The organism is Evansella sp. AB-rgal1, assembly GCF_041820985.1.
Taxonomy (GTDB): domain Bacteria; phylum Bacillota; class Bacilli; order Bacillales; family Salisediminibacteriaceae; genus Evansella.
Map to the genome: position 1 here is coordinate 66,728 of NZ_JBGUAU010000020.1, position 15,985 is coordinate 82,712.

The window sequence follows — 15,985 nt, forward strand, 5'->3', positions numbered from 1 at the left end:
GATGAGTAAAAAACAGCTCCGTCTCTATATTCTCTTTCTTGTTCTTTGTTTTGCTAGTTTGCTAGTTTTTCAGTTAAATCAAACGGAAGAGGATGATAGAGTATCTGTTCCGGATTTCGATGAAACGATGGAGGACATTGCGAGCAGACTACCATATACGTTGGAAGTGTATGAGAGGGATACGACACCAGAAATAAAAGCGTATCGAATTTTGTTTGACTTCATGAAGGGCATGGAGGCAGAGGGGATCGCTGGTCGAGCTAGTTATGTTCGATTCACGAGGTTGTCTGGAGATGAAGAGGAATTCGAGGTTGCGGTTGTACTTCACGTTAGTGGACCTATTGATGTTGAAGGTGAATATGATGAGCTCGTCTGGATCTTAACGATAGAAAAGGTTGAGAATCTGACGTACAGTATAACTAATATTGAGGAAACGGATGATCGATATATTGGGTTGCCGCCTGTGGAAAGTTTGGAAGAATACGAGATGGAAGCAGGGTTGGAAGCTTATTGGAATTATTATACATATCAGTTAACGGACACGGCTCTCCAGGTTACCTACAATAATGGAGAGACTTGGACGACGGTTCCAGTTGAGAGAGATGATTTACTTGAAATAGATTTTAGAGGTCAACTAGTAAAAGGTAGCTATGTTATCTCTGAGGAGCGAACGGCATTTTTGCTTAATAGAGATAGATATCTTATTGTTTTTCTCAGTGAAGATATGGGGAAAACTTGGGAAGAGGTAGTCGTTCCTATTTATGGAGAGGTTGGACGACTTGCAATACTTGGGTTTACATCAGAGCAGGAAGGATACCTTTTTGTTACTGGAGAACGAACGATGAGTTTTGAGGCTCATTTCATTTTTAAAACAGATGATGGGGGGAAGACGTGGGAACCTGTGAACCCCGTGAGTTATACCAATCGAATGATGACAGATGGTGGCTTTATTATGGATCAATTAGGGTTTGTTTCCTTTGGTGAACACAGAACGGAAGGGGAAGCAATCATTCCTTATTTTTATCGAACAGAAAATGGGGGAGAGAGTTGGGAGCCGGTAGATGCACCAGTTCCAGAAGAATACGCTGGGTACTTTATCGTGGCGGAGATTCCGACCTTCCAGGGAGATGAAGGTACGTTATTAGTGAATCAAGGTCCAGAGGGGGATTATTTAGGAGGGAAAGTACTGGCTAAATTTACTTCTGAGGATCAAGGGAAGACATGGACATTTTATGGGTTAGTGGATCCCGATGGAGTGTTGGAGTAAAGGTGTGAAAGCAGTGGGGACGGTTCTTGCTGCTTCCTTTTTCGAAAAGGAAGCAACGAGAACCGTCCCCACTGCTTCCTTCCTAATCGAAGGAGTGATGTTCGTTGTATATATTACTTTTCACTGTGCTAGATGTAAACGATGATACTATGATCATGTGGTTTTTTGCATCCTTAACTGCTACCATTTTTGGTTTTAAGGCCTGGGTGGAGCGAAAGTATTTAGAGGGAACGAAGCATGTAGCGACGTTTATAGTAATGATAGTAAGTGTCATCACTTTTCTGGGGATAATGGATGTGTTGGAGCAGGGGAAATACACATCATTTGAAGAAGCAATTATGAATAACATAGTTCTGAGTGAGGTAGAAGCGGTGTCCATTCTTAGACATTCTGACAATGTGTCCGTATCGCTAAGGGATGGAGGTCAAATTGAGCAACTTTTCCGTGATTTTCAAGAGGTAGAGTTAAAAGAAGCGGATCGTTATTTAATAGAAACATCGCGATTCATGGAGATGATATCACGGAGAAATATGGTATGTTTACCCTACACCTGTATGATCGGGATTACATGGAAGTTAGAGAGTTTAAACCAAACAGATACAGATATTATGGCTATACTATAGTTAATGAGGTTAATTATCTAGAAACGATAGAAAATGTGGCGTTGGAATGGGTGATTCATAATTAGATAGTGGAGTGGGTTCTTCCAGTTTCCTTCTGGTATAATGTGTGGTGCCACTCATTTTTGGGGCAATATGTAAAGCTAAAGAAGCAACGAGAATTGACACTGCTTCCTATTCAAAGTTTAAGGAAGCAACGAGAACCGTCCCCGATGCTTCCAGAAGAAGGAATGAACAACGATGACGAAAAAGCAATGCTTTAATCCTTTTCTACCTAGTTATGAATATATTCCGGATGGAGAACCTTATGTATTTGGTGATCGCTTATATGTTTATGGATCCCACGACAGGTTTAACGGAAAGCTCTTTTGCATGAATGATTATGTGTGCTGGTCAGCACCTGTTGATAATCTTGGTGACTGGAGGTACGAAGGGGTTATCTATAAGAAAACGCAGGATCCAAAAAATAGATTAGGATTGACTCAAATGTTTGCTCCTGATGTGGCGATAGGTGCAGATGGAAGATACTATTTATACTATACTCTTGGTTTTCGAAGCATTATGGGAGTTGCGGTATGTGACACACCCGCTGGAAAATATGAGTTTTATGGGTATGTGAGTTGGAAGGATGGCAGTCTACTATGGAATAATAGTGGAGACCCCTTCTTATTTGATCCAGGTGTTTTTGTGGATGATGCTGGAAGTGTTTATCTCTATTCCGGATTCGAACCAAAGAGAGCAGTTCCATCCTTGTTAACTGGATGGAAGAAGCGCACTTTTAAAGGTGGATATGTTATTCCACTAGATAGTGATATGAAAACAGTGAGTGGGAAACCTAAGCTCCTTTTTCAAAAAGTTGGTAGTGCGGAAGGGACTGGATTTGAAGGTCATGAATTTTTTGAAGCAAGCTCCATGAGAAAAATGAACGATACGTATTACTTCATCTATTCTTCTATCAATGGCCACGAATTATGTTACGCAACAAGCAAAAGTCCTACAGGGGGCTTTCAATATGGAGGAACAATTATTAGCAACGGAGACCTTTATCTTAACGGAAAAACAGAGGATAAAGATGCTTATAATTATATTGGGAACAATCATGGTAGTTTAGTTGTGGTGAAAAATAAGTGGTATATTTTTTATCATAGACAGACGAACCGACATCATTATTCAAGACAAGCTCTTGCAGAACCTATTGAGGTAAAACAGGATGGCTCTATCCTCCAAGTGGAGATGACTAGTTGTGGTTTAAATAACGGACCTTTGGAAGGAAAAGGAGAATATGAGGCACGTATTGCCTGTCACCTTATGTCAGCAAAAGGTGCTGGGCGTTATGGAGTCTATTTTGGAAATATAACTTTTAAGGATCACCCATTTTTTACGCAAACGGGGAAAGACAGAGAAGACAATCCAACACAATATATTGCGAATATGAGAGATGGAGCAGTTGCTGGATTTAAATACTTTCTGATAGAAAATTTGAAAGAAATAGCTGTCTGTGTTCGTGGGAACGCCAATGGATATATGGTTTTATCGACTTCACTGGAAGGAGAAGCCGTTGCAAAAATAAAGATTGATCCGTGCAAAACGTTTACGATGTATGATGTAGATGTAGAGCTTGAAAAGGGAATCCAGGCACTTTATTTCACCTATAAAGGATCTGGGAAATTGGATTTTCGGTCTTTTGTATTGAAGTAGAAAAGGGGCAATAGGATATAACAATAATCAAACCTGCCTATTAAAAATAACACCACCTGTGAATGATTCTAACGTGTTTACTTGTGAGGTGCAAAACGTCAAATCACAGACGAATTCCCACGCTAAATCACACATCTTTCACAACTAGATTCGCAGTATAATTCGCATATTACAATGGCACGAAGGTTCTTCGTGCCATTGTTTTCATATTTGCTTATTTCACTAACCGTTTGTTGAAGTAAATGAGGTTTTCTTGGAAGTTGATTAGATAAACTTAGCTTATCGCCAAGTCCATGTATTCCTATCCTTACCAGTGAAATAAAATAAGCGGAGAATTTCCGTTTAAAATAAAAATTCACCTAATTTCGTGGCAAATAAGTGGAGTTTTTCCGACTATGCAAAGAAAATCCTCCCTTTTTAAATAGATTTGAGTCAATAAGTGGAATTTCTCCGTTTATTCAGACTATTTTTCATGCTATTTTTTAAATAAGGGAAAATTCTCCGTTTATTTATTCCATTGAGCATTTCTCCTCATTTCTTTCATTACATTGCTTGAAAAATTTTATATATCCTTTCATTTGCTTTAATATAAATATCCAAGTCCTTCTCTTTCACATTAGAATTCACTTGGAAATTCACATCGAAATCACAATAAGGAAATATTTATTTCCGCCTATGTGAATAGGTTTGTGAATTACTTTGTGATTTCAAATCTATATAGTAATAAAACACTGATAAAACAATAAAAAAACACATGCGATTTCTGCTGTGAAATCTCATGTGTTTTTGCTTGTGAATGGCTTGTTAGCACCTTTTAAGTAACCCCCATTGAATGATTCACAGGTGTTTATTTTATTTATACTTAAAGAATGTTTACCTTCACTAAAGGATTAAAGAGTAAGAAAAACTAAGGCTTTCGCCATTAAGGACTTGGCGATAAGCCAAGTTATTCTAACCGAATTCCTTCTTAACAGTAGTCAATGCTTCGCCAATAACCTGATGCATATCGTAATACTTATAGGTTGCTAGTCTACCGCCAAAAATCACGTTGGACTCATTGTCAGCTAACTCTTTATATTTTTTATAAATCTTATTATTTTTGTCATCATTGATTGGATAGTATGGTTCAAATCCTTGCTCCCATTCCCTTGGATATTCCTCAGTGACGATTGTTTTGTCTTGTGCCCCAAACTCAAAATGTTTATGTTCAATGATTCGGGTAAATGGAGTCTCTTTATCTGTATAATTGACAACAGCATTTCCTTGGAAGTTGTCTGTCTCGTCCATCACTTTTGTTTCAAACTGTAAACTTCGATAATCTAAAACACCAAATTGGTAGTCATAATATTGATCAATCATCCCAGTAAAGATGACTTTTTTTGCTTGTGCTTCTAACTTCTCTCTTTCAGCAAAAAAATCAACATTTAATTGAACCTCAATATTTTCAAGCATTTTTTCGATGATCACCGTATAGCCACCGATAGGAATTCCCTGATATCTGTCGTTAAAATAGTTATTATCATAAGTAAAACGAACCGGGAGACGGTTAATAATAAAAGAGGGTAACTCTTTTGCTGATCTTCCCCATTGTTTTTCCGTGTAGCCTTTAATTAATTTCTCATAAATGTCTGTTCCCACTAAAGAAATTGCTTGTTCCTCTAGATTCTTTGGATCACTGATGTTGGCTGCGTTCCTTTGTTCTTCAATCTTCTGTTGTGCTTCCTCAGGAGTAATGACACCCCATAATTTATTGAATGTATTCATGTTGAAAGGGAGGTTATAGATTTCCCCTTTATAATTTGCGATAGGAGAATTCGTATATCTGTTAAATTCCGCAAAGCGATTCACGTAATCCCAAATTTTCTTGCTGTTTGTGTGAAAAATATGGGCACCATATTTATGAACATTAATTCCTTCTATATTCTCTGTATATACATTTCCGCCGATGTGGTCTCGCTTATCTATAACCAAACATTTTCTTCCTCTTTGTGTCGCTTCATGTGCAAAGACCGAGCCAAACAATCCAGCACCAACAACTAAGTAATCGTACATGTAAAATAGTCTCCTTTTTCAACTACAACGTAGGATATTAAGTACATTGCAGTACATTCCTTTATGATTATTTCCTTATTTTTTCACAATCATAATGATTTAGCAACATCCTTGCGAGAACAATCGGTAGGTGAGTCTATTACGTAGTTTCTTTCTTCTGATATACAAAATGAATGTAAATGGGGAAGGTTTCTTATTTGTATAAGAAAATCATTATGATATACTGTCAGTAATTTGTCGAAAAACCATACATTTCTCCTTATATCATATAAATCTCTTTGTAGTTGTCACATAATGTTCCTATTCCGACAGTAAGAAGACACTACATCCCCTATTATGCTAGTATGTATAGGAAATGGCGAATGAAGTCGTAGCATAATAAGACGGATTGAAATTCTTCTTACAAAGATAGAGAACTTACACAAAAAATATAAGGATATTAGAAAACATAAACGTACATTAAAAGGAGGTAGTTTTTATGATGCGTATTGCCATTGTGGAAGATGAAATTCATTATCAAGATCAGTTGAAGGAATTCCTCCTAAAATTTGAACAAGATAAAGGGGAAACTATTGAAGTAACCACGTATTCCGATGGTGATGAGTTTATTGAAAACTATCAAGCTCAATTTGATATCATTTTGATGGATGTTCAAATGCCTTTAATGGACGGAATGTCTGCGGCAGAAGAGATTAGGAAAGTGGATTCGGAAGTAGTGATAATTTTTATAACGAATATGGCACAATATGCTATCAAGGGATATGCGGTGGATGCCTTAGATTATGTATTAAAACCTATTTCCTATTTTTCTTTTTCTCAAAGGTTGAGTCGAGCCGTGGATAGAATGAAGAAAAGGGAAGATAACCATATTACAATCAAAATCAAAGGTGGAGTGACCCGTTTAAAGATTTCTGATATATATTACGTCGAGAGTCAAGGTCATAAGCTCATTTTTCAAACAAGACTGGGAGAGTTTACGACAACTGGAACTATGAAGGAGTTAGAAGGTGAACTATCTAGTTATCACTTTTTTAGAGGCCATAAAGGCTATTTATACAATCTGGAGCATGTCGATGGGATGAACGAGAGCTGTGCTGTTGTACAGGGGGAAGAACTCCCTGTGAGCAGAACAAAAAGGAAACCGTTCATGGAAGCTCTATCCAACTATTGGGGAGAAATGATTAAATGAATGATGTCTTTCCGGAAATACCTAGAATGTATACAGCCTTAGCGGAGTGGATGGCGTGTATTGTTTACATTTCTATATTGAAAAAACAAATAAGAGGGTGGCATCTCATTGCCTTCTCTGGTGGGGCTCTCCTTATCCAATCTGCTTTTTTGATCCTAACAAGGGATTTACCAATTGTTTTTTGGATTCCGTCCATGCTAGTAGCTGTTGGTTTGATGTTTGCATTTCTTTATTTTAGTTGTGACATTTCTCCATCAGAAGCAGGTTATTTCAGCATCAAAGCGTTTGTAGCTGCAGAGTTAGTTGCATCTTTGCAATGGCAAGTGCATTTCTTTTATTGGAGAACGGAGAACAGTGGTCTGTTATGGGAAGTGCTTCTTTTAATTCTAATATATGGAGGAGCTTTTTTACTCATATGGTTACTTGAGAAGCGGCATATTCCGGCTGAAGGAAAACTAAATATAAGACAACGTGAATTATGGTCCACTGTTGTAATAGGTGCTGCTGTTTTTGGTATTAGTAATATAAGCTTTGTGACGGCTAGAACGCCATTTAGCGGACAATATGCACAAGAAATACTGAATATCCGAACGCTAGTGGATTTAGGTGGTTTCGCGATTCTTTATGCATATCACATCCAAATAAACGATTTACGGATAAGACGGGAACTAGCTGCGATGCAAAATATACTTAACAATCAATATGTACAATATCAGCAGTCAAAAGAAAGTATTGAGATTATCAACTATAAATACCATGATTTAAAAAATCAGATTATTGCCTTAAGATTAGAAGAAGATCCAGAAAAAAGAAATTCATATTTGACACAGATGGAAGAAGAAATAAAATCATTCGAAGCTCAGAATAAGACTGGAAATCATGTTTTAGATACATTACTTGCTAGTAAAAACATGTCCTGTATAAAAAATGGTATTACCTTAACCTGTGTTGCGGACGGCACACTGCTTAAAGATATGGACGTGGTAGACATTTGTACGATTTTTGGTAATGCTTTAGACAATGCCATAGAATACGAACAACAAGTGAAAGATAAAGAAAAAAGATTAATACATGTCTCTCTTTTTGCCCAAAAAGGTTTCCTGATGATTCGATTCGAAAACTATTTTGAAGGAGATCTGAAGCTTGAAGGGGACTTACCTGCAACGACAAAAGAAGATACCTACTATCATGGTTATGGATTAAAGAGTATTCGATATACTGTGCAGAAATATGATGGTGTGGTTAATGTGGAGCAAAAGGACAATTGGTTCGAGTTAAAGGTACTAATTCCCATAAAAAAATAAGATGGAAAAGGTTTCGGATTGTACTATTCGAGGCCTTTTTTTGTTGAAACAGTTAATGGGTAAGCTTTTATAGTAATGTACGCCTAGAACAAACAAAATCTATAAAAAGGTTGAGGATATCCCAAAAGATCCCTAGGGAAATTTCTTTTAGGCTTCTATATAATAGTTTCTTATTATGTATTTTTGTTGCCTTATCAAATCTATTTTAAATAAAGATCAGAGTTGATTTTTTTGCAATGTTGATTATTACAGAAGGATCAAGACTCGTAGGTGGTTAGGAATTACGTGGAAATAAGATAAAAATAAATGGATAGCAGGCCTTTTTTAAAACTATTTGCATATTAATTTTACTTTAAAAAAACAGTTTATGCAAAAATACTAACCGTTCATGAAAGAAGAATGTAAGGGCTTAAATATATGATAAAGTTTTTTTGTAAGGGTAAGTCAAAAAAATGAATGCCTTTGCAATCTACAAAATGGATCTATCTTGCTTTGAAAATATTAAAGGTTTTCACTCACAGTCTCCTGATTTTGTACATTAAGAGACCTAGAAATTCGAGAATGGATCCGACAATTAGACAACAATTATTTCAAGAGGGGGCAAAACAATGTCAGGTAAGAGTAAGAAAAAATTTCGTGTTATTATGAGTATATTTTTATCCTTAGTACTTCTAATTGGAATTGCTGGAAATGTGGCACTAGCTCACTTTTCAGACGTAATTACCATGTACTTTAATGAAATTGACGTAGAAAGTGCTGAAGCAGTAGAGGCACGTGATCATTCAGAAACTATTGCATCACAAATCGCAGATGAAGGTATCGTTCTTCTTCAAAATAATGAAGACATGCTACCTTTAGCAGCATCTACAAAACTAAACGTATTTGGATGGAGCTTTACGAACCCGATTTATGGGGGAACTGGTTCCGGTAAAGTAAATGCAGACACTGCAGTTAATCCAAGAGCAGGTCTTGAGAATGCAGGTTTTGAAATAAACGACCAATTATACAGTGATTATGTAGCTACTGGTATTGAAAGACCTATCATTGACATGGATGGTCAAGACTGGACGATTCCAGAGCCGTTAGCAGCTGATTTCTATACAGAAGAAAGAATGCAACAAGCAAAAGATTTTTCTGATACAGCCGTTATTTTTATCGCTCGTTCTGGTGGTGAGGGTGCAGACCTTCCACGAGTAATGGATGGTCCAGATACATTTGATCCAGACGGAAGTCCATTCAGTGCAACAGGATTCCGTTACGGACATGAGGACGACTTAGATCCTAACAAGCATTATCTTCAATTAACGAACCGTGAGCAAGATATGGTAGATATCGTTACAGAAAACTTTGATAACGTTGTTTTAGTTGTTAACAGCAGTAACACATTTGAGCTTAGCTGGGTAGATAACTACAGCCAAATTAAGAGTATCGTTTCTGTTGGTGGGGCTGGGCAAAATGGATTTGATTCTTTAGGAACTATCCTTGCAGGTGAAGTAAACCCATCTGGTAGAACGGTAGACATCTATACAAGAGATTTACTAGACCCACCTGCAATGACAAACTTTGGTGACTTCAACTATGTTCTTGAAAATGGAGATGGAACATTCTCCCACGCAGTTGATCAAAAGAATGTACTTTTAAAGTACGTAGATTACACAGAGGGAATTTATGTTGGTTACCGTTATTACGAAACAGCGGCCGCTGAAGGTATCATCAATTATTATGATGAAGTACAATTCCCGTTTGGATATGGATTAAGCTATACAACATTTGAACAAGAAGTAGTTCCAGGAAGTGTTAGCTGGGATGATGAAAATATTAGTTTTGAAGTAAACGTAACAAATAGTGGACAGGTTGCCGGTAAAGAAGTTGTACAAATTTACTTCTCTGCTCCATATACAGGTAACATCGAACGATCAGCAGTGGACTTAGCTGCGTTTGAGAAAACAGATATCATTCAACCGGGTGAATCAGAAACGGTTACTATTTCATTCAAGGTAGAAGACATGGCTGCTTACGACCACAACGGTATTTATAGTAGCAATGGTGCTTATGTACTAGAAGAAGGTAATTATGAACTTTACTTAATGAACAACTCTCATGAAAAAATTACAGAAGTAGGTTCAGAAAACCTATCCCTTGTGGTATTTGAAGAAGGACGTTCAACAGATAATCAAGTTCCTGTAAACCAGTTTGATGAGCTTGTTAAAGGTGAAGGCGGTATAACTACTTACCTATCAAGAGCAAATGGATTTGCAAACCTAGATCAACTAGTTAATCATGAAGAGTTTACAGTAAATACGGACAACGGTGAAAAGACGGTTCGAGGAAAACTTGTAGACGAAAGCTTTGTAAATATGGTTAACAGCAATCGTTATGATATTCCAGAAGATACGCATACAGATGCGCCGACAACTGGTGTGGATAATGGGTTAGTTTTAGAGGACTTTACTGGTGTGGACTTCCACGATGAGAAATGGAATGATCTACTTGACCAATTATCAGTTAATGACATGGTAGATTTAGTTACACTTGGTGGTTATCGTACAATCGAAGTGGAATCTGTAGGTAAGCCAATAACACATGACTACGATGGTCCGTCAGGGATCACAGCTTATACTTCAAGATCAGACACTTCTGGTACTGCATTCCCAGCTGGGGTTGTACTAGCACAAACATGGAATGTAGACTTAGCAATTCAAATGGGTGAAGCTGTTGGTGCGGAAGGTCAAGCTTATGGAGTAACTGGATGGTACGCACCAGGTATCAACATCCACCGCTCCGCATTCAGTGGAAGAAACTTTGAATATTATTCTGAAGATCCACTAGTATCTGGTAAAATGGCTGCTAACAAAATCAAAGGATTTGAAAGCCAAGGTGGATTTGTATACATGAAGCACTTTGCTTTAAATGACCAAGAGGAAAACCGTACGCTAGGTGTGATGACTTGGGCAAATGAGCAAACGATCCGAGATATTTATCTAAAGCCTTTTGAAATCGCCGTGAAAGAAGGCGGAGCAAGTGGTGCGATGTCTGGCTTTAATAGTATTGGTCCAGTTTGGGCTGGTGCAAATTCTAGTCTCCTTCAAGAAGTGTTACGTCATGAGTGGGGATTCAATGGTACAGTTATTACGGATATGTATATAGGGGATTTCTATCCTTACATGGTGTTCGAAAAAGGAATTCGTAACGGGAATGATCTTTTCTTAACGGGTGTTGCACCATACGGAGTACCTGAAGTAAACACTAGTAGCAATGACACATTATGGGCTATGAGAGATGCTTCTCACAATATTTTATATAATGTTGCAAACAGTAGCGCAATTAACGACCCATTAAGCAGTGATACGCCAACTTGGGTAAAAGTAACAATAGCTGTTGACATTGTTCTTCTACTAGCAATCATCGGAGGTTTCTACTTCACTTTTCGCAAGCCGAAGGGAAGAGACGAGAACATTGTAAATGTAGCTTAATAGAGCGAATAACAACTAGAGAATAGTTTCGTAATGTGATTTGCTTTTTGACAAAACTATATTTGTAACTGCGAAGCTAACTACAAAATATCTGTTTGGCGGTGCTCCTAGTGAGTGCCGCCAAATTTCAAAAAGAGGTATGTGTAATGAAGTACAAAGACATTATCAATAAAATGACCTTAGAGGAAAAAGCATCATTAATGTCGGGAAAAGATTTCTGGCAAACACAGGATGTTGAACGTTTAGGCATTCCTAACATTTATCTTGCTGATGGACCACATGGAATACGGAAACAAAAAGATGCTGCAGACCACCTTGGTCTAAATCCAAGTATCCCAGCAACATGTTTTCCAACAGCTGCGACAGTTGCAAACAGCTGGAATGAAGAGCTGGGCGAAAAAATGGGTGAATACCTTGGTGAAGAAGCTGTTACACAGAAGGTGAATGTTCTACTTGGTCCTGGAATTAATATGAAGAGAAGTCCTTTAGCGGGACGAAACTTTGAATATTTCAGTGAAGATCCATATCTTGCAGGGAAATTAGCAGCAAGTATGATCAAAGGGATTCAATCCCATGGAATATCAGCTTGTGTGAAGCACTTTGCAGTAAATAATCAAGAGGAACGAAGAATGTCCATAGATACGGTCGTGGATGAAAGAACTCTTCGTGAAATATATTTAACTGCCTTTGAGATTGCCGTAATGGAAGGTAAAACAAAAACGGTAATGTCCGCTTACAATATGTTAAATGGCGAGTATACGAATGAAAATACTCACCTAATGAGAGAAATCCTCCGCGATGAGTGGAATTTTGAAGGTGTAGTTGTAACGGACTGGGGAGGAAGTAATGATCGAGTTGCTGGTTTAGTTGCTGGGAATGAATTAGAAATGCCAACAACTGCTGGGGAAACGAACAAAGAAATAGTGGCAGCAATCCAAGCTGGTAAAATAAAAGAAGAAGTTTTAGATGAGTGTGTGGATCGATTATTAGATCTTATTTTTACCACACAAGAAGCATTTAATAAGCCTACAAAAGAGTTCGATGTTCAGAACCATCATCAAATGGCACAAGTAGTTGCCGAGGAATCTATCGTCTTGTTGAAAAATGATGAAAATATTCTTCCGCTTCCAAAAGGGAAAAAAGTGGCTGTCATAGGTGACTTTGCGAAAGAAGCGCGCTACCAAGGTGCTGGGTCTTCGATTGTTAATCCAACCACTTTGGAGAATACATTGGAATCCCTTGAAGAAGCAGGGATTAACAGTATCGGATTTGAACAAGGATTTGATAGATACGGAAAGAAAAATAATACATTAATGAAAAAAGCAGTTGCTCTAGCTGAAAAAGCAGATGTGGTTCTTGTTTATATTGGTTTGGATGAGGTGACGGAAGCAGAAGGGTTAGATCGCCAAAATATGTCCATCCCTCAAAACCAAATAGAATTAGTGAATGCTTTATATGAAGTTAACCCTAATATAGTTGCTATCCTTTCTTGTGGTGCAGCGGTAGAATTGCCATTTGTGAACAAGGTGAAAGGGTTATTACATGCCTATTTAAGTGGTCAGGCTGGTGCGAAAGCTATTCTTCGTATTTTAGCTGGGGATGTGAGCCCTTCAGGTAAACTGGCAGAAACTTATCCAATTCGCTATGAGGATACTCCTGCATATCACCAGTTCCCAGGTAAGGAAGTGAGTGTGGAGTATAGAGAAGGTCCTTTTATTGGCTATCGTTATTACGATACTGCAAATGTGAACGTTCTTTATCCATTCGGATATGGATTAAGCTATACAACTTTTGAATACACTAATATGAATCTTTCAAAGGATGGCGCTACCTTTACAATCACTAATACCGGGAAGGTTGCTGGTAGGGAAGCGGCACAATTGTATGTAGGTTGCTCGTCCGACGCCATTTTTAGACCGAAGAAAGAATTGAAAGGATTCACGAAAGTATTTTTATATCCAGGTGAATCAAAGACAGTAACCATTCCGTTTGATGATAAAACGTTTCGTTACTTTAATGTTGTGACGAATAAATGGGAAATTGAAGAAGCGGAATATGTTATCATGATCGGTGCATCAAGTGCGGATATTCGATTAGAAGAAAGTCTGTTTGTGGAAGGAACAGGGGCACCACTTCCTTATGAAAAAGAGAAGCTTCCTTCGTATTATTCTGGGAAAGCTAGTAATGTTACTTTGGCAGAGTTTGAAAATCTCCTTGGACATAAGGTGCCAGAAGCTAAATGGGACAGAACAAAGCCACTTGGCTACAATGACACCATTGCACAATGTCAGTACGCGAAGGGGATGTTTGCTCGATTTGCCTTTAAGGCGATTAAGTTTTCCCATTCCTTTCTTTGGAAGATTGGAAAACGAAGCACAGCAAACCTCATCATGATGTCAGTCTATCATATGCCGTTTAGAGGTATGGCCAGAATGACAGGCGGTATTATGAATATGCCGATGTTAGATGGAGTGTTAATGATCGTAAACGGACAATTCTTTAAAGGCTTACGTCATGTGTTAAGGGAAAGAAAAAAGATGTTAAAGGCTGCGAAAGGTGAGGGAATAATTAACGCTAGTAGTAGCAGCAAAGGAGAGGTATTATGAGTAAGGAAGGTGTAAAACAAACCAACCTCTTTTCTGGAGTAATTGGTTTTTGGAATAGAATAAAAGAAAAGCACCCAAATAGTGCTCAATTCTTTGTTTTCTTTATGCTTAGTAACGGGGTGACCGTGCTTCAGTTCGTATTGATGCCTCTTTTTAGAAGTATCTTTGCTCAGACAGCATTAGTTAGTACTAATTTTCAAATTTGGCAGGTTGGTACGAACACCGATGGTAGCCCTTATTATATATTCGACTTTCAAGCTGGGGCAATTGCCGATGGCGGCGGTGGCGGTCTTGCTTTTTTCCTAGCCGTTCAATTGACGATTGCGATTGCACAGATTATTAACTTCTTTGCTCAAAGAAGTATTACTTTTAAATCCAACAGCAGTATCTGGAGGGCGGCATTCTGGTATTTCGTTGCCTATGTTATTATTACCATAATAGCTGCTGCTGCATTAGGATTATACCAAACACCTGTTTATGGATTCTTTATGGACACACTAGGTTGGGGTTCCTTCGGGGAAACGACAGCAGATGTGGTTACAATGATTATCAATAGTGCCATTTCTTTCTGGGTGTTCTTCCCAATCTTTAAAATAATCTTTAAGCAAGTTCCAGAAGATCCTAAAAAACCAGCAAAGGTTGTGTAAGCATGAAATTATTATCAGTAGTTATTCCTTGCTATAATTCTCAAGATTATATGAGAAATTGCATCGAATCCCTCTTACCCGGGAGGGAGGATGTTGAGCTAATCATAGTCAACGATGGGTCTGTTGATAAAACGGCAGAAATTGCTGATGAATATGCCACAAAATACCCTTCGATGGTTAGAGCAATACATCAGGAAAATGGTGGACACGGCGAAGCGGTAAACGCAGGTATCCGAAATGCTACTGGAAAGTTTTTTAAAGTAGTAGATAGTGATGACTGGGTAGACGTCCGTGCTTACTTAAAAATAATAAAAACCCTTCGTGATTTAGTGGCAGAGAACAAACCTGTCGACATGCTCATAAGTAATTTTGTTTATGAAAAAGAAGGGGCAAAATACAAGAAGGTTATGAAATATGATGATGTACTTCCAGAGGATGCTATCTTTTCTTGGGATGATATAAAAGATTTTCGAAAAGGACAATACTTGATGATGCATTCCATCATTTATCTAACACAGGTATTAAGAGATTGTAACTTGGAGCTTCCTAAGCATACTTTTTATGTGGACAATTTATATGTGTACAAGCCACTTAGCCATGTTGAAAGTATCTATTATCTAAATGTTGATTTATATAGATATTTCATTGGAAGAGAAGATCAATCTGTTAATGAGAGTGTCATGATAAGAAGAATTGACCAGCAAATCAAAGTAAACAAACTTATGATTGACCAAGTGAAGCTGGAAGATATTAAAAGTCCAAAGCTTCAGCACTATATGATGCACCAGTTGGAGATTGTTACCGTCATATCATCTATTCTGTTAATTCGTTCCGGAACAAAAGAAAATCAACAAAAGAAAAAAGAGTTAATGGAGTATATAAAAGAAAAAGATTCTAAACTGTATCATAATATAAGGTTCGGGTTTATGGGCCACCTTGTCAATTTACCAGGACGCTTTGGACGTCGAATCTCAGTAGGTGCCTATAAGGTATCACAAAAATTAGTAGGATTTAACTAATCAGGAAGCAGTGGGGACGGTTCTCACTGCTTCCTTTCCTTTAAAAAGGAGAGGAACAGTAGGAACGTTGTGAATAGGATCGGCAAATCAAATTTTTTAAAAGTGAAGGG

General features: G+C 37.8%; 11 protein-coding genes. 10 read left to right on the forward strand and 1 reads right to left on the reverse strand.

Annotation, left to right across the window (positions count from 1 at the left end; genetic code table 11):
* Position 1: 1 nt before the first annotated feature.
* The 4 genes from ACERII_RS17020 (at position 2) to ACERII_RS17035 (ending at position 3,585) form a co-directional block, all read left to right on the forward strand.
* Positions 2-1,267: a WD40/YVTN/BNR-like repeat-containing protein gene (locus ACERII_RS17020; RefSeq protein ID WP_373643935.1), complete on the forward strand. Its 1,266-nt coding sequence runs from the start codon at positions 2-4 to the stop codon at positions 1,265-1,267.
* Positions 1,268-1,371: 104 nt separating this feature from the next.
* Complete coding sequence (locus ACERII_RS17025) at positions 1,372-1,890, forward strand: hypothetical protein (protein ID WP_373643936.1); 519 nt, start codon at positions 1,372-1,374, stop codon at positions 1,888-1,890.
* A 122-nt stretch (positions 1,891-2,012) separates the two neighbouring features.
* A complete protein-coding gene (locus tag ACERII_RS17030; protein ID WP_373643937.1) occupies positions 2,013-2,150 on the forward strand; it encodes a hypothetical protein in 138 nt (45 codons plus the stop codon).
* Complete coding sequence (locus ACERII_RS17035) at positions 2,128-3,585, forward strand: family 43 glycosylhydrolase (RefSeq protein WP_373643938.1); 1,458 nt, start codon at positions 2,128-2,130, stop codon at positions 3,583-3,585. Before ACERII_RS17030 ends, ACERII_RS17035 begins: the two co-directional genes overlap by 23 nt.
* Before the next feature lie 951 nt (positions 3,586-4,536).
* On the opposite strand, the gene glf is transcribed toward ACERII_RS17035, so the two are convergent.
* Positions 4,537-5,637, reverse strand: coding sequence for a UDP-galactopyranose mutase (glf, locus tag ACERII_RS17040; protein WP_373643939.1), 1,101 nt, complete (start codon positions 5,635-5,637; stop codon positions 4,537-4,539).
* A gap of 478 nt (positions 5,638-6,115) precedes the next feature.
* Here glf and ACERII_RS17045 point away from each other — a divergent pair, with 478 nt between their 5' ends.
* The 6 genes from ACERII_RS17045 to ACERII_RS17070 all read left to right on the forward strand — a co-directional run bounded on the left by ACERII_RS17045 (position 6,116) and on the right by ACERII_RS17070 (position 15,875).
* Positions 6,116-6,826 carry a LytR/AlgR family response regulator transcription factor gene (locus tag ACERII_RS17045; protein ID WP_373643940.1) on the forward strand — a complete coding sequence of 237 codons (711 nt, stop codon included), beginning with the start codon at positions 6,116-6,118 and terminating at the stop codon, positions 6,824-6,826.
* Entirely contained in the window at positions 6,823-8,130 is a 1,308-nt protein-coding gene (locus tag ACERII_RS17050; protein ID WP_373643941.1) for a GHKL domain-containing protein, read from the forward strand. Before ACERII_RS17045 ends, ACERII_RS17050 begins: the two co-directional genes overlap by 4 nt.
* A gap of 608 nt (positions 8,131-8,738) precedes the next feature.
* Positions 8,739-11,603 (forward strand): glycoside hydrolase family 3 protein, encoded by a 2,865-nt coding sequence (locus ACERII_RS17055; RefSeq protein WP_373643942.1) that lies wholly within the window; start codon positions 8,739-8,741, stop codon positions 11,601-11,603.
* A 146-nt stretch (positions 11,604-11,749) separates the two neighbouring features.
* On the forward strand, positions 11,750-14,209 hold the full coding sequence (locus ACERII_RS17060) for a beta-glucosidase family protein (RefSeq protein ID WP_373643943.1): 2,460 nt from the start codon (positions 11,750-11,752) through the stop codon (positions 14,207-14,209).
* A complete protein-coding gene (locus ACERII_RS17065; protein ID WP_373643944.1) occupies positions 14,206-14,856 on the forward strand; it encodes a hypothetical protein in 651 nt (216 codons plus the stop codon). Before ACERII_RS17060 ends, ACERII_RS17065 begins: the two co-directional genes overlap by 4 nt.
* Before the next feature lie 2 nt (positions 14,857-14,858).
* The gene (locus ACERII_RS17070) at positions 14,859-15,875 is read left to right on the forward strand and encodes a glycosyltransferase family 2 protein (protein WP_373643946.1); all 1,017 of its coding nucleotides are present in this window, start codon (positions 14,859-14,861) and stop codon (positions 15,873-15,875) included.
* The last annotated feature ends 110 nt before the right edge of the window (positions 15,876-15,985 follow it).

What these genes read in the sequence shown, in the direction of transcription:
- ACERII_RS17020 (WP_373643935.1), top strand. Translation starts at nt 2, where the DNA reads ATGAGTAAAAAACAGCTCCGTCTCTATATTCTCTTTCTTGTTCTTTGT.
- ACERII_RS17035 (WP_373643938.1), top strand. Translation starts at nt 2,128, where the DNA reads ATGACGAAAAAGCAATGCTTTAATCCTTTTCTACCTAGTTATGAATAT.
- glf (WP_373643939.1), bottom strand. Translation starts at nt 5,637, where the DNA reads ATGTACGATTACTTAGTTGTTGGTGCTGGATTGTTTGGCTCGGTCTTT.
- ACERII_RS17045 (WP_373643940.1), top strand. Translation starts at nt 6,116, where the DNA reads ATGATGCGTATTGCCATTGTGGAAGATGAAATTCATTATCAAGATCAG.
- ACERII_RS17050 (WP_373643941.1), top strand. Translation starts at nt 6,823, where the DNA reads ATGAATGATGTCTTTCCGGAAATACCTAGAATGTATACAGCCTTAGCG.
- ACERII_RS17055 (WP_373643942.1), top strand. Translation starts at nt 8,739, where the DNA reads ATGTCAGGTAAGAGTAAGAAAAAATTTCGTGTTATTATGAGTATATTT.
- ACERII_RS17060 (WP_373643943.1), top strand. Translation starts at nt 11,750, where the DNA reads ATGAAGTACAAAGACATTATCAATAAAATGACCTTAGAGGAAAAAGCA.
- ACERII_RS17065 (WP_373643944.1), top strand. Translation starts at nt 14,206, where the DNA reads ATGAGTAAGGAAGGTGTAAAACAAACCAACCTCTTTTCTGGAGTAATT.
- ACERII_RS17070 (WP_373643946.1), top strand. Translation starts at nt 14,859, where the DNA reads ATGAAATTATTATCAGTAGTTATTCCTTGCTATAATTCTCAAGATTAT.